Annotated in this window: 13 protein-coding genes and 1 pseudogene; all 14 read left to right on the top strand. The window is 70.7% G+C overall.

Annotated elements, in window-relative coordinates; genetic code table 11:
* The first annotated feature begins 25 nt into the window (after window positions 1-25).
* Window positions 26-2,113 carry an amino acid adenylation domain-containing protein gene (locus ACI2L1_RS18585; protein ID WP_404740397.1) on the top strand — a complete coding sequence of 696 codons (2,088 nt, stop codon included), beginning with the start codon at window positions 26-28 and terminating at the stop codon, window positions 2,111-2,113.
* A gap of 13 nt (window positions 2,114-2,126) precedes the next feature.
* The gene (locus tag ACI2L1_RS18580; protein ID WP_404740396.1) at window positions 2,127-3,113 is read left to right on the top strand and encodes a TauD/TfdA family dioxygenase; all 987 of its coding nucleotides are present in this window, start codon (window positions 2,127-2,129) and stop codon (window positions 3,111-3,113) included.
* Entirely contained in the window at window positions 3,110-4,141 is a 1,032-nt protein-coding gene (gene sbnB / locus ACI2L1_RS18575; RefSeq protein ID WP_404740395.1) for a 2,3-diaminopropionate biosynthesis protein SbnB, read from the top strand. The genes ACI2L1_RS18580 and sbnB overlap by 4 nt, the downstream gene beginning before the upstream one ends.
* Window positions 4,142-4,172: 31 nt before the next feature.
* The gene (gene sbnA, locus ACI2L1_RS18570; RefSeq protein WP_404740394.1) at window positions 4,173-5,156 is read left to right on the top strand and encodes a 2,3-diaminopropionate biosynthesis protein SbnA; all 984 of its coding nucleotides are present in this window, start codon (window positions 4,173-4,175) and stop codon (window positions 5,154-5,156) included.
* Between the two features lie 776 nt (window positions 5,157-5,932).
* Entirely contained in the window at window positions 5,933-7,567 is a 1,635-nt protein-coding gene (locus tag ACI2L1_RS18565; protein WP_404740393.1) for an acyl-CoA dehydrogenase family protein, read from the top strand.
* A gap of 340 nt (window positions 7,568-7,907) precedes the next feature.
* Window positions 7,908-9,197, top strand: a complete 1,290-nt coding sequence (locus ACI2L1_RS18560) for a GAF domain-containing protein (protein WP_404740392.1) — start codon at window positions 7,908-7,910, stop codon at window positions 9,195-9,197.
* 149 nt (window positions 9,198-9,346) lie between these two features.
* The gene (locus ACI2L1_RS18555) at window positions 9,347-10,642 is read left to right on the top strand and encodes a hypothetical protein (RefSeq protein ID WP_404740391.1); all 1,296 of its coding nucleotides are present in this window, start codon (window positions 9,347-9,349) and stop codon (window positions 10,640-10,642) included.
* A gap of 17 nt (window positions 10,643-10,659) precedes the next feature.
* Window positions 10,660-11,232: a GNAT family N-acetyltransferase gene (locus ACI2L1_RS18550; protein ID WP_404740390.1), complete on the top strand. Its 573-nt coding sequence runs from the start codon at window positions 10,660-10,662 to the stop codon at window positions 11,230-11,232.
* Between the two features lie 127 nt (window positions 11,233-11,359).
* On the top strand, window positions 11,360-11,443 hold the full coding sequence (locus tag ACI2L1_RS18545) for a putative leader peptide (RefSeq protein ID WP_349817346.1): 84 nt from the start codon (window positions 11,360-11,362) through the stop codon (window positions 11,441-11,443).
* A 126-nt stretch (window positions 11,444-11,569) separates the two neighbouring features.
* On the top strand, window positions 11,570-13,267 hold the full coding sequence (locus ACI2L1_RS18540) for a nitrite/sulfite reductase (protein WP_404740389.1): 1,698 nt from the start codon (window positions 11,570-11,572) through the stop codon (window positions 13,265-13,267).
* On the top strand, window positions 13,264-13,443 hold the full coding sequence (locus ACI2L1_RS18535) for a hypothetical protein (protein WP_404740388.1): 180 nt from the start codon (window positions 13,264-13,266) through the stop codon (window positions 13,441-13,443). Before ACI2L1_RS18540 ends, ACI2L1_RS18535 begins: the two co-directional genes overlap by 4 nt.
* Entirely contained in the window at window positions 13,440-14,147 is a 708-nt protein-coding gene (locus ACI2L1_RS18530; protein WP_404740387.1) for a phosphoadenylyl-sulfate reductase, read from the top strand. Before ACI2L1_RS18535 ends, ACI2L1_RS18530 begins: the two co-directional genes overlap by 4 nt.
* Complete coding sequence (gene cysC, locus ACI2L1_RS18525) at window positions 14,147-14,710, top strand: adenylyl-sulfate kinase (protein ID WP_362656982.1); 564 nt, start codon at window positions 14,147-14,149, stop codon at window positions 14,708-14,710. Before ACI2L1_RS18530 ends, cysC begins: the two co-directional genes overlap by 1 nt.
* Window positions 14,707-14,882, top strand: a pseudogene (locus ACI2L1_RS18520) (sulfate adenylyltransferase small subunit); the annotation flags it as partial. The gene cysC and the pseudogene ACI2L1_RS18520, both read left to right, overlap by 4 nt.

Genomic DNA, 14,882 nt, shown 5'->3' with positions numbered 1-14,882 from the left:
CGAAGAAAACAGGGGGAAGAAAGTCATGGAAACTGTTCCGCACCGACGGCCCGGTCCGATACCGGACGTCATGGAGTACGCGGTCCGGCTGCCCGAGGGCACACCGACCGATCCCGCCGCGCTGCTGACGGCCCACACCAGGGTCCTCGCCGCCCTCTCGGGCGAGGCGGAGAACGCTCCCGGCGACGACCTGCGGGTCACCGTCACCGACGGCACCCTGCGACTGCGCTACCGCGCCGGGGTCCTGGACTCCGAGGCCGCCGCCCGCATCGCCGGATACCACCTCACCGCACTCACCCACCCGGACCGCGCAAGCCTGTTGTCCGAGGACGAACTCCGCTTCCAGCTGGAGGAGTTGGCGGGCCCGGAGCGTGAACTCCCGGACCGGCGGGTGCACGAGCTCTTCGAGGAGCGGGTCGAGAAGCACCCGGACGCCGTGGCCGCCGTACAGGGCGAGCGGCAGTGGACGTACGCCGAGCTCAACTCCCGGGCCAACCAGGTCGGTCGGGCGCTGCTGGCCCGCGGCCTTGAGGCCGAGGGTGTCGTCGCCGTCGTCATGGAACGGAACCTGGACTGGATGGCGGCCGTGCTCGGCGTGCTCAAGGCGGGCGGGGTGTATCTGCCGATCGAGCCGCACTTCCCGGCCGAGCGGGTGACGAGGACGCTGTCCCGGGCGGGCTGCGGGCTCGTCGTCACCGAGCAGGACAGCACCGGCTCGCTCTCCGGCACGACGGCCGGGACCCTGTTCGTGGACGCCGCGTACGCCGAGGGCCACCCGGACGACGACCTCGGGATTCCGGTCGCGGCGGGTCAACTGGCCTACATCTACTTCACGTCCGGCTCCACCGGTGAGCCCAAGGGCGCGATGTGCGAGCACGCCGGCTTCCTGAACCATGTGCTCGCCAAGGTCGAGGACCTGGGGATCGGCGAGGACGACGTGGTCGCGCAGACCGCGCCGCAGTGCTTCGACATCTCGCTGTGGCAGCTGCACGCCGCCGTCATCGTGGGCGGGCGGACACTGGTCATCGACCAGGAGACCATCCTGGACGTCCCGCGGTTCGTGGACACGGTGGTCCGGGGGCGGGTCAACGTGCTCCAGATCGTGCCGTCGTATCTGGAGGCCGTGCTCGCCGAGTTGGGGCAGCGGCCGCGCGAACTGGCCGATCTGCGCTGTGTGTCGGTGACCGGCGAGGCGGTGAAGCGGGAGCTGGTGCAGCGCTGGTTCGCCACCGCGCCCGGCATCCGGCTGGCCAACGCCTATGGTCTGACCGAGACTTCGGACGACACCAACCACGAGGTGATGGACCGGGTGCCGGACGGCGACCGGGTCCCGCTCGGGCGGCCGGTGCGCAATGTGCGGGTCTACGTCGTCGACGAGGACCTGCTCCCCGTGCCGCTGGGCGCGCCGGGCGAGATCGTCTTCTCCGGGGTGTGCGTGGGGCGCGGCTACGTCAACGACCCCGAGCGCACCGCGGCCGCGTTCATGGAGGACCCGTACCGGCCCGGTGAGCGGCTCTACCGCAGCGGTGACGTGGGGCGCTGGCGGTCCGACGGCAGGCTGGAGTTCCTCGGCCGCCGGGACACCCAGGTCAAGATCCGCGGGTTCCGCGTGGAGATCGGCGAGATCGAGAACGCGCTGCTGAGGGTGGACGGGGTGCGCGACGGGGCCGTCGTGGTCGTACGGGGCGCGCAGCTGGCCGCGTTCTGCACCGGGCCCCAGCCGGTGGCCGCCGACACGGTGCGGGAGCGGCTGGCCGCGTCGCTGCCGTCGTACATGGTGCCCGCCGTCGTGCACTGGCGGGAGTGGCTGCCGCTGACCGCCAACGGCAAGACCGACCGCCGCACGCTCACCGCGCTCGCCGAGGATCTCGACGCCACGGTGGCGGGCGAGCCCGTGACGGACGGCGAGCGGCGGCTGGCGGACGCCTGGGCCGAGGTGCTCGGCGTGCCCGTCGACCGGATCGGCCGGCTCGACCACTTCTTCGACCGCGGTGGCAGCTCGCTGTCCGCCGTGCGTCTCGCGATCGCCCTGGACCGGGCGATCACCCTCAAGGACGTCGTCCGTCACCCGGTCCTCGCGGACCTGGCGGACCTGCTCGACCGGCGCAGCTGAAAGGAACCCCGAGATGTCATCCACGAGTCTCCTTCCGTACCTGGACCTGGCCCCCGGCACTCCGCCGATCCTGCATGCCAAGTCCGTTGGCGACCCGGCGAGTTGGGCCGCGGAGCACCATGACCCGCTGCACGCCCTCGTCCTTGAGCACGGCTCCGTCCTGGTGCGCGGTCTGGGTCTCGCCGACCCCGCGACCACCGAGGCCGTCTTCCGGCGGCTCGCCGAAGGACTGATGCCCGACCGCGAGCCCTTCGCGCCCCGGCGCCGCTACGCGGACGGCGTGTACTCGTCCACCAAGTGGCCGCCGAACCAGCAGATGTGCATGCACCACGAGATCAGCTACGGCCTGGAGTTCCCGAGCGTGCTGCTGTACGCGTGCCTGGAGGCGCCCGGGTCGGGAGGTGCGACCGCGCTCGCCGACGCGTCGGCGGTACTGCGAGACCTGCCCCGGGATCTGGTCTCCCGCTTCGAACGCGAGGGCTGGATGCTCACCCGCGCCTACCACGAGGACATCGGGGCGTCGGTCGAGGAGGCCTTCGGCACGGGCGACCGAGAAGCCGTCGAGCGCTACTGCCGCCGGCACGCCATCGAGTTCGCCTGGCAGAGCGACGGCTCCCTTCACACCCGGCAGCGGCGCGGCGCGGTGCTCCGGCACTCCGACTCCGGCCTGCCCTGCTGGTTCAACCAGATCGCGTTCCTCAACGAGTGGACCATGGAGCCCGAAGTGCACGAATACCTGGTGGAGATGTACGGCGCCGACGGACTGCCCTTCAACACCCGCTTCGGCGACGGCGATCCGATCGACGTGGACGTCGTGCGGACGATCAACGAGGTGTACGACACCCACACCGTGCGCGAGCCGTGGCAGGACGGCGATCTGCTGCTCGTCGACAACATCCGTACGGCGCACGGCCGTGAGCCCTTCGAGGGGCCGCGCGAGGTGCTGGCCGCGCTCGGCAACCCGGTGCTGCGCGCCGACGGCGAGGTGAGCGGCGTATGAGCACCGTCGGCGCCCCGTCCTTCGCGCTCGTCACCGGCGAGCAGGTCCAACAGGCCCTGCACGGAAGGGAACCGGAGATCGCGGACCTCGTGGAGGCCGTGTACCGGCTGCACGGCGCGGGCGACTCGGTGAACCCGCCGTCGTACTTCCTGAAGTTCCCGGACCGTCCGTCGTCCCGGATCATCGCGCTGCCCGCCTCGCTGGGCGGACCGCTCAGGGTCGACGGTCTGAAGTGGGTCTCCAGTTTCCCGGAGAACATCAAGTCCGGGCTGCCGCGCGCGTCGGCGGTGCTGATCCTCAACGACCCCGAGACCGGCTATCCGTTCGCCTGTCTGGAGAGCTCGGTCATCAGCGCCACGCGCACCGCGTCGTCGGCGGCGCTGGCGGCCGGGAAGCTCAGCGCGGGACGGGTCCGGCCGAGCCGGGTCGGGTTCATCGGCACCGGGCTGATCGCCCGCTACATCCACACCCATCTCACCGCCACCGGCTGGGAGTTCGAGGAGACGGGCGTGCACGACCTGTCCGCCGAGAGCGCCGCCGGGTTCCGCGGCTATCTGGAGCGGTCCGGGGCACCGGGGAAGGCCGTCGTGCACGACACGGCCGAATCCCTCATCCGCTCCAGCGACCTGGTGGTCTTCGCCACGGTCGCCGGCAAACCGCACGTCCACGATCCGTCGTGGTTCGGCCATCACCCCCTGGTCCTGCATGTCTCCCTGCGCGATCTCGACCCGGAGATCCTGCTCGCTTCCGCCAACTTCGTCGACGACGTCGAGCACTGCCTCAAGGCCGAGACCTCCCCGCATCTGGCCGAACAGCTCACGGGGAGCAGGGACTTCATCGAAGGCACGCTCGACGACGTGCTGACCGGACGGGTGACCGTCCCGACGGACCGGACGGTGGTGTTCTCCCCCTTCGGCCTGGGGGTGCTGGACCTCGCCGTCGGCCGGTTCGTCCACGACGAACTGGCCCGGCGCGGCGAACTGCACGTCGTCGACGGGTTCTTCAACGAGCTGCGCCGGTACGGCTGAAAGACCTGTGGCGCATGAGGAGGGGGGCGTCATGCCCGTCATATCCGATCCTTCGGAGTTCAACGAGTCAGACCTCTACGTCGACCTGCGGGCCGCGCTGGAGCTTGCGCTGTTCCTGAAGTGCGAGGGCTTCAACTTCGCCGGGTCGATCAAGCTGAAGGCGGCCCGGGAGATGGTGGACGCGGCCGAGCGCGACGGCATCCTGCGGCCCGGGTCGGTCCTGGTCGAGTCGTCGTCGGGGAACCTGGGGGTGGCCCTGAGCATGATCGCGGCGAGCCGGGGTTACGGCTTCCTGTGCGTGACCGACTCGCGCTGCAACCTGGCGTCGATCCGGCTGATGGAGGCGCTCGGCAGCCGGGTGCACATCGTCAGGGAACCGGACCTGCACGACGGCTACCTGGGCGCCCGGATCGCGTACGTGCGGGCGTTGTGCGCCTCGGACGAGCGGTACGTGTGGCTCAACCAGTACCGCAACGAGGGGAACTGGCGGGCGCACTACCGCACCACGGCCCCGGAGATCGCGCGGCGCTTCCCGGACCTGGACGTCCTGTTCGTCGGGGCCGGCACCACCGGGACCCTGATGGGCTGCGCCCGCTGGTTCTGGCAGTGGCGGCGCCCGGTGCGGATCGTCGCCGTCGACAGCGTCGGCTCGGTCACCTTCGGGGGGCCGCCCGGCGTCCGGATGATCCCGGGGCTCGGCACCAGCGTGCCGCCGCAACTGCTCGACAAGTCGTACATCGACGACGTGGTGCTGGTCGAGGAGCCGGACACCCTCCAGATCTGCCGCCGGCTGGCCGCCCGGGGCTTCATGTTCGGGGGCTCCACCGGCACAGTCGTCAGCGGCGCCCACCAGTGGCTGTCCGCCCACGGCCGCCGTGGCCTCACCGCGGTCGCGATCGCCCCGGACCTCGGCGAGCGCTATCTCGACACGGTGTACCGGGCGGGCTGGCCGCACGGCATCCCCGAGGCGGACCCGGTCCACCAGACGGCGGAGGTGATGGCCCACCTCGCGTGAGCACGGCCCCCGCCCATGGATGCGGACGCCCGTCCTCCCCCAGGGCGGGCGTCCGCGGCGCCTCCGGGGAAGCTCCTCGGGCGGCACCCCCTGCACTGCACGCCTCGGGCCGACGCCGCGACACACACGGTCCGGGGGCCGACACGGGGGTCCCGGTACGAAGGGGATTCCCGGGCCGCCGCCACAGCCCACGCAGTGGGGCGCGGTCGCGCCCGCGGCCGACACGAAGCCCACGAACCCGGCGCTGCGGCCAACACGATGCCTCGGCGAACTCCACGGGCACACATGAGACCCGAAGACAGACAGCACAGGCCAACGCAGAAGCCACGAGCGGGCCCCACAGCACAGAAGGGGATCTCAGACCGGCGCCACAGCCCACACGGGGCCCACGGAACGGCTCCCCGGCACAACACGGGACCTCAAGACCAACTCGCAGGCCGACACAGAAGACACGGGCCCGGCCCCGCAGCACAGAAACAGAAGGGGATTCCCACGCCGGCGCCACAGCCCGCACGGGGTCGCCGGTCCCGCCCCGGGGTCCACGAACCGGCACTGCGCCAGCACAGGGGCACGGACCCGCCCCACAGCCATACGGAGGCCCGCGAACCGGCACTGCGGCCAACACACGAGCCCACCGGTCTGCTCCCCGGCCGGTGCGGAGGTCCGTCGACCAGGTCCGCGACAGTGCCGGAGACCCGCGGGCCCCTTCCGCGATCAGCACGCCACGCGCCGTCCGTGAGGTGACCGACCCGGTACCCCGGGGTACGTTCGCAGACATGGCAGGCAGCACGCACATGGTGACCAACCAGCCCCCGCCCCTGATCGGCTACGACGTCTACTGCGCCGACCGCGCTCTGAGGGCGGCCGTCGAACGGCACCTCGACCCGGGCCTGCTCGACGAGGTGCACGGTGAGCTGTCGGCGCTCGGCCGGGCCTGCGGCTCGGCACAGGTGCAGGAGTGGGGCGTCCAGGCGAACGAGAACCCGCCCCGGCTGCACACCCACGACCGCCACGGCCACCGTATCGACGAGGTCGAGTTCCATCCGGCCTGGCACCGACTGCTCGGCAAGGGCGTCTCGGCGGGCCTGACCGCCGCCTGGTCCCGCCCCGGGGGACACGTCAGGCGCGCGGCCGCGTTCCTGCTGTGGACGCAGGTCGACGCCGGCAACTGCTGCCCGCTGTCGATGACCCACGCGGCGGTCCCCGCCCTGCGCACCGACCCGGACCTGGCCACCGAGTGGGAGCCCCGCCTGACCTCCATGGTCTACGACCGCGAACCGCGGCCCGCCCATCTCAAGGCCGGGGCGCTGTTCGGAATGGGCATGACGGAGAAGCAGGGCGGCAGCGACGTCCGGTCGAACACGACGTCCGCACTCCCCCTCCCCGACGGCGAGACCTACGAGGTCACCGGCCACAAGTGGTTCTGTTCGGCCCCCATGTCGGACGGCTTCCTGGTCCTCGCCCAGGCCCCGGGCGGACTCACCTGCTTCCTCGTCCCCCGCGTCCTGGAGGACGGAACCCGCAACACGTTTCTCCTCCAGCGCCTCAAGGACAAGCTCGGCAACCGCTCCAACGCCTCCAGCGAGGTCGAGTTCGACCGGACCTGGGCCCGCCGGGTCGGCGACGAGGGGCAAGGGGTCCGCACCATCATCGAGATGGTCGCCGCGACCCGGCTCGACTGCGTCCTGGGCTCGGCGGGACTGATGCGCCAGGCCGTGGCCCAGGCGATCCACCACTGCACCCATCGCGAGGCCTTCGGCGGCAAGCTCGTGGACAAGCCGCTGATGCGCAACGTCCTGGCCGACCTGGCCCTGGAGTCCGAGGCGGCGACCACCCTCGCCCTGCGTCTCGCGGCCGCCTACGACGAGGGCGACGAGCAGGAGCGGGCCTTCCTGAGGATCGCGGTGCCGGCGGCCAAGTACTGGATCACCAAGCGCTGCACCCCCCTCACGGCGGAGGCCGCCGAGTGCCTGGGCGGCAACGGCTACGTGGAGGAGTCGGGCCTGCCCCGCCTGATCCGGGAGTCGCCGCTGAACTCGATCTGGGAGGGCGCCGGCAACATCCAGGCCCTGGACGTCGTACGGGCCCTGCAACGAGAACCCCAGTCCCTGAACGCCTACCTCCTGGAGATCGGCGAGTCCCGGGGCGCCGACCACCGTCTGGACGCGGCGACAAAGAGCCTCTTCACGGAACTGGCCGACCTGGACGGCATCGAGGGAAGGGCAAGGCGCCTCACCGAACGACTGGCGCTGGTCCTCCAGGGTTCGCTGCTGGTGCGGTACGCCCCTGCGGAGGTGGCCGACGCGTTCTGCGCATCCCGCCTGGGCGGTGACGCGGGAACGGCCTTCGGCACGCTGCCGCCGAGCCTGGATCTGGCGAAGGTGGTGAATGGGGCCAGGCCGCAGGCCTGAGCCCCAGGGGCGCGGGGCTGTATCGATCTGCGGCTCCGCCGCGGGGCGCGAGATACCACCACGGTCCCGCAGACGCCGACGCACCGATCGAGGCAGCCCCTACCGCGGAAGTGAACGGGGGTGGTGCTGCGCCGACACGGCACCACCCCCGATATGGCCCAGAGGCCGAGACACGCCGCTGCGAGACGGCGTTCGCTCAAGTTTCAAACAGGCCGGACCGCACCACCAGGGTTGCAGGGGGTTGCAACTTCCTGGCGTCTATGAGCGGACTGTGTTCCTCACTCAGAGACGAACGGCACTATTGGACGGACAGTCAGAACGGACCGGAAAGGACGGACCCGTGCCGCTCTCGCCGACACATGTGACCCAGCTCGCCGCCGTGGACTCGGCACGCGCGGCCCGGGTGCTGAGCGACGTCCGCTCCGCCACGCTGTCCGGCCGGCGTGCGCCCATGGCTCCGCGCCCCGTGATCGAGGAGTCCTGGGGCCGCATGCTGCGCGGTGGCGTCGACCCGGACCACGACTTCCGGTCAGGTCTGCTGCCGCCCGATGAGGTGCAGCGGCGCCGCGAGGGCACCCAGCTCCGGCACGTCCTGCCGGTGCTGCGGGAGGGGCTGTTGTCGGTCGCGGACCTGGCCCACCACATCATGGTGGTCGCCGACGAGGACGGCCGGGTGCTGTGGCGGGAGGGCAGTTCCCCCGTGCTGCGCAAGGCCGACGGCACCGGCTTCGCACTCGGCGCCGACTGGCGGGAGAACGTCGTCGGCACCAACGGCATAGGCACCCCGGTGGTGGTGCGCCGCCCCGTACAGGTCTTCGCCTCCGAGCACTTCGTGCGCTCGCAGACCTCCTGGACCTGCACCGGCGCCCCCATCAAGGACCCCCGGGACGGCCGGCTCATCGGCGTGGTCGACGTGAGCGGCCCACTGGAGACCATGCACCCGGCCACCCTTTCCTGGGTCGACTCGGTGGCCAAGCTCGCCGAGGCGCGGCTGCGCGAGCTGCATCTGACCTCGCTGGAGCGACTGCGCGCGGTGGCTGCGCCGGTGCTCGCCCGGCTCGGCGGCCGGGCCCTGGTGGTCGACAAGGGCGGCTGGACGGCGGCGGTGACCGGAATGCCGTATCCGAACCGGATCGCGTTGCCCAAGTCCCCCTCGGCGGGCCGCCGGTGGCTGCCGGCGCTCGGGCTGTGCGCGCTGGAGCCGCTGGCGGGCGGCTGGTTGATCCGCGCCGCCGATCAGCCGGAGCCGCAGAGTGTCACCCGGATCGTCCTCGACCTCGCGCATCAGCGCCGCTGGACGGTGACGGTGTCGGGCGGCGCGGGCAGCTGGAGCCACGAACTGAGTCCCCGGCATGCCGAGTTGCTCTACCTGCTGGCCCTGCACCGTTCGGGCCGCAGTGCGGCGGGCCTGGCCGAGGACATGTTCGGTGATCCGGGCCGTACGGTGACCGTGCGGGCGGAGATGTCCCGGGTACGGCGGTATCTCGGGGCGTTCCTGGAACACCGGCCGTATCGTTTCTGCGAGGACGCCGAGGTCGAGGTGCTGCTGCCGGAAAGCCCAGGTGACCTGCTGCCGCACTCGACCGCACCGGCCGTGCTCGGCGCCCGTGCGTCCGAAGGTACGGACTGACCATCCCTAGTGTGCGACTTCCGCATAATTGCAGGGTCTTCGTCCCCAACCGCGCTTCACTGCCGTAGCATCCCCCTACGGGCCGCCCCACCTGCTTCTCGGTCAACGTACGGATCATCAGGCGCAGTTGGCCCGCCTCGGGAGGACGTATGAAGCAACGTGGCAGACACCGCAGGCAGAAGCGGGGCCGAGCGCTGCGTGCCTTCCTGGCCGGGACCGCCATAGCGCTGACCGCCGCCGCCACCATGATCAGCGCCTCACAGGCCACGGTCGCCGCCAATCCCGGGACACTCAAGGCGCTCACCTCGGCCGCCGAGACCGACCCGCTGCGGCTCAGGGAGTCCCAGGTCCCGCAGGGTTCCCTCGACCGCCTCTCCTCCTCGATGGGACGTCCGGTCGGCGTCTCAGCCGTCCTCGACTCCGCCGACCGGAGCCTGCGCGACGCGACCGGCTGCACGGCCGGCGAGCGCAGGGCGCTGCCCGTGGCACCGGCGGCCACCGCCGCCTACTGCTGGGACACCGCCGACACCCGGTCCTGGCGGGCCGGAGCGGTCACCACCTCCGGGGACGCCGACGACGACGGCCTGTGGGGCACCAACCGCGTGATCCTCTCCGCGTGGAGCCGAACCGGCACCACTGCGAACGGCGGGGGCCTCGCCCGGGTCGCCTTCGTCGACGCCGACAATCTGAACCGGCTCACCTACTCCTGGGTCCTCCTCGCCGTCCCCGTGGACGGCGGGCGCGACTATCGCGGCCTCGTCTCGCAGGTCTCCGGAATGGTCTGGTACCAGAACAAACTGCTGGTCACCGCGAGCGGCGACGGCGGCGACGCGCTGTACGTCTACGACATGAACCGCGTCCAGCGGGCCACCGTCGACAGCAGCTTGGTCGGCAAGGTCCGCGGCGGCTGGTCGGCGAACGGTGCCCAGTGGGTCCTGCCCGCCGTGGGCTCCTACCGTCTGACGTCCGAGGCGGGCGCCGCCCGCCCCGACTACCTCTCCCTGGACCGCAGCACCGCCCCGGACAGCCTGGTCGCGAGCGAGTGGGTCTCCGGCGACGGCGACACGGCCGGCCGCTTGTGGCGCTACGACTTCAGTGGCGACCCGGGTCGTTCCGGCCTCCTGGCCACCGACACCGGCGGCTACGCGCGCGTGGCCGAGGCGTACGCCACCAAGGCCTCCGGCTCCGGCCCGGTCCTGTCGTACGACTCCCAGTGGTACCTGGGCCGGGCGGCCGAGACGGAAGGCGACCACGGCACCCTGTGGCGCCAGAACGGCTCGACCCCGGCGAAGGCCGCCCGCTGCGGCGCGGACGAGACCCGAAGTTGCTGGAGCGGAGAGTCGGAGTCCCTGTCGTACTGGGAACAGACGGGCGATGTGTGGTCCCAGTCGGGCAGGACGCTGTTCGCAGTGCCACTGGCGTCGATCGACAGATCTCTGGGCTAGATGATTCCCTGGCCCTCATGCCGAACATCCCCGTGACCACCTGGTCCCTGGAACAGACCGCTCCCACCGACCTCCTCCCCACCGAAGCCCCGCAGGGCGACGTGCAGGTCCGCCGTGCCGAACTCCCCTCCCCCGAGTTCAGCCGCTACCTCTACGCCTCGGTGGGCGGCGACATCCGCTGGACCGACAGGCTCTCCTGGACGTACGTCCACTGGCAGGAGCACCTGGAGCGCCCCGGCGTGGAGACCTGGGTGGCCTACGACCACGGCACCCCCGCCGGTTACGTGGAGCTGGAACCCCAGGACGACGGCGTCGTCGAGATCGTCTACTTCGGCCTGATCCCGGCTTTCCGCGGCAGGCGGATCGGCGGTCACCTTCTGTCCTACGGCGCCGCCCGCGCCTGGGACCTCGCGGACCGCTGGCCGGGACTGACGGACACCAAGCGGGTCTGGGTGCACACCTGCAGCAAGGACGGCGAGCACGCGATGGACAACTACCAGCGCCGCGGCTTCAGGCTCTTCGACACCAAGGTCGAGGAGGAGGCGGAGGTGCCCGCACCGGGCCCCTGGCCTGGGGCTTACCCGGCCTGACCTGCGGGAACAAGGGGCCTCGGAACCTTTGTGACCAATGACACCCTCGTCTCGCCTGACGAGACAAGGGTGTCCACATGGCGGATAAAGCTGGACTGTGTCCAGATCGCCGTGCCACGCTTCCGTCATGTCTGGAACTGGAATTGCCTTGGTGAGTCGGCGGCACGTCGACCTCGGCCGCATGTCCAGCGCCATCTGTCCGGTGCGCTGACGAGCCGCAGCGTCACCCGACACATCCTCTCGTTCTCCTCCCTGCGCAACGACGCGCGTGTACACCCATGCGCCCGTACGCGCAGGTATGAGCCGCTTCCCGCCTGTCCCGAAGGACGTAACAACCATGGCCGCCACCCCGCAGAACCCTGCTGCCGCAGCGCCCCGCCGCAAGGTGAGCCGTCACCGCGGTGAGGGTCAGTGGGCCGCGGGGCACCACACCCCGCTGAACGGCAACGAGCAGTTCAAGAAGGACGACGACGGTCTCAATGTGCGGACACGCATTGAGACGATCTACTCCAAGCGGGGCTTCGACTCGATCGACCCCAACGACCTGCGCGGCCGTATGCGCTGGTGGGGGCTGTACACCCAGCGCAAGCCCGGGATCGACGGCGGCAAGACCGCGATCCTGGAGCCGGAGGAGCTGGACGACAAGTACTTCATGCTGCGGGTGCGGATCGACGGCGGACGCCTCACCACCCAGCAGCTGCGCGTGATCGGTGAGATCTCGCAGGAGTTCGCGCGCGGCAGCGCGGATGTCACCGACCGGCAGAACATCCAGCTGCACTGGATCCGCATCGAGGACGTCCCGGAGATCTGGAACCGCCTGGAGGCGGTCGGCCTCTCCACCACCGAGGCCTGCGGTGACTGCCCGCGTGTGGTCATCGGCTCGCCGGTCGCCGGCATCGCCGAGGACGAGATCATCGACGGCACCTGGGCCATCGACGAGATCCACGAGCGCTACATCGGCAGCAAGGAGTTCTCCAACCTGCCGCGCAAGTTCAAGACGGCGATCTCCGGCTCCCCGCTGCTCGACGTGGTGCACGAGATCAACGACATCGCGTTCGTCGGTGTCGAGCACCCCGAGCACGGCCCCGGCTTCGACCTGTGGGTCGGCGGCGGTCTGTCCACCAACCCGAAGCTCGGCGTCCGGCTCGGTGCCTGGGTGCCGCTGGACGAGGTGCCCGAGGTGTGGGCCGGCGTGGTCGGCATCTTCCGCGACTGGGGCTACCGGCGCCTGCGGACGCGCGCCCGTCTGAAGTTCCTCGTCGCCGACTGGGGCCCGGAGAAGTTCCGCCAGGTCCTGGAGGACGACTACCTGAAGCGCAAGCTGGTCGACGGTCCCGCGCCCGCCGAGCCCTCGGGCCGCTGGCGCGACCACGTCGGTGTGCACCGCCAGAAGGACGGCCGCTACTACGTCGGCTTCGCCCCGCGCGTCGGCCGCGTCGACGGCGCCACCCTCACGAAGATCGCCGAGGTCGCGGAGGCGCACGGCTCGGGCCGGGTGCGGACCACCGTCGAGCAGAAGATGATCGTCCTCGATGTCGAGGAGGCCCAGGTCGAGCCGCTGGTCGAGGCCCTTGAGGCGCTGGACCTGACGGCCAAGCCCTCGCCGTTCCGGCGCGGCACCATGGCCTGCACCGGCATCGAGTACTGCAAGCTCGCCATCGTCGAGACCAAGCAGCGCGGCTCCTCCCTGATCGACGAACTGGAGCGTCGTATCCCGGACTTCGACGAGCCGCTCACCATCAACCTCAACGGCTGCCCGAACGCCTGTGCCCGTATCCAGGTGGCGGACATCGGTCTCAAGGGCCAGCTGGTCCTCAACGACCAGGGCGAGCAGGTCGAGGGCTACCAGGTGCACCTCGGTGGCGCACTCGGCCTGGAGGCCGGCTTCGGCCGCAAGGTGCGTGGCCTGAAGGTCACCTCCGACGAGCTGCCCGACTACGTCGAGCGTGTTCTGAAGCGGTTCCAGGCCGAGCGCGAGGAGGGCGAGCGGTTCGCCGCCTGGGCCTCACGTGCCAGCGAGGAGGCCCTCTCATGAGCGAGCGGGCCGCCCCCTTCTACTGCCCCTACTGCGGCGACGAGGACCTCCGTCCCAGCGAGCAGAGCCACGGTGCCTGGGAATGCGCGGCATGCAACCGCGCATTCCAGTTGAAGTTCCTCGGGCTGCTCGCCCGGGGCCTTCAGCAGACCGAAGCAGGGGGAAAGCAGATATGACCACGGTTCAGGAAGAGCGCACGACCGACGATCTCAAGGCGCTCGCCGAGCAGGCGGGCCGCGATCTGGAGGACGCCTCCGCGCTGGAGATCCTCCAGTGGGCCGTCGACACCTTCGGCAAGCGCTTCTGCGTGACCTCCTCGATGGAGGACGCGGTGGTGGCCCACCTCGCGTCCCGGGTCCTCAAGGGCGTCGATGTCGTCTTCCTCGACACCGGCTATCACTTCGAGGAGACCATCGGCACCCGGGACGCGGTCGAGGCCGTGATGGACGTCAACGTCATCACGCTCACCCCGCGCCAGACGGTCGCCGAGCAGGACGCCGAGTACGGCCCCAAGCTGCACGACCGCAACCCCGACCTGTGCTGCAAGCTGCGCAAGGTCCAGCCGCTGGAAGAGGGCCTGAAGAGCTACCTGGCCTGGGCGACCGGACTGCGCCGCGACGAGTCCCCGACCCGGGCGAACACCCCGGTCGTCGGCTGGGACGAGAAGCGCCAGAAGGTCAAGATCTCGCCGATCGCCCGCTGGACCCAGGACGACGTGGACGCCTATGTGAGCGAGCACGGCGTTCTGACGAACCCGCTGCTGATGGACGGCTACGCGTCCGTCGGCTGCGCCCCGTGCACCCGCCGCGTCCTGGAGGGCGAGGACGCCCGCGCCGGCCGCTGGGCCGGGAACGCCAAGACCGAGTGCGGGCTGCACTGATGACCACCACTGACAAGGAGTCACACGTGACGACCGGAGCCACCGTCTGGCTCACGGGTCTGCCGAGTGCCGGCAAGACCACCATCGCGTACGAGCTGGCAGGCCGGCTGCGCGAGGAGGGCCACCTCGTCGAGGTGCTCGACGGCGACGAGATCCGCGAGTTCATCTCGGCGGGTCTCGGCTTCAGCCGCGAGGACCGGCACACCAACGTGCAGCGCATCGGCTTCCTCGCCGAACTGCTCGCCCGTAACGGCGTCAAGGCACTGGTCCCGGTCATCGCGCCGTACGCCGACAGCCGTGAGGCGGTGCGCAAGCGCCACCAGGAGAGCGGTGCCGCGTATCTGGAGATCCACGTGGCGACTCCGGTCGAGGTGTGCTCCGTACGCGATGTGAAGGGCCTGTACGCCAAGCAGGCCGCGGGTGAGCTGTCCGGGCTGACCGGGGTCGACGACCCCTACGAGGAGCCCGAGTCGCCCGATCTGCGGATCGAGTCGCAGAACCAGACCGTTCAGGAGTCCGCGGCCGCGGTCCACGCGCTGCTCACCGAGAGGGGACTGGCATGACGACGACCGTTGCCAAGGCGGAGGAGGGCACGGAGGCTCCATACGCCCTGTCCCACCTGGACGCGCTGGAGTCCGAGGCGGTGCACATCTTCCGTGAGGTGGCGGGTGAGTTCGAGCGGCCGGTGATCCTGTTCTCCGGCGGCAAGGACTCGATCGTCATGCTGCACCTCGC

The organism is Streptomyces sp. NPDC019531, assembly GCF_044903305.1.
GTDB lineage: Bacteria > Actinomycetota > Actinomycetes > Streptomycetales > Streptomycetaceae > Streptomyces.
The sequence above is the reverse complement of the archived record's forward strand: the minus strand, read 5'-3'. Positions and strand labels throughout refer to the sequence as shown.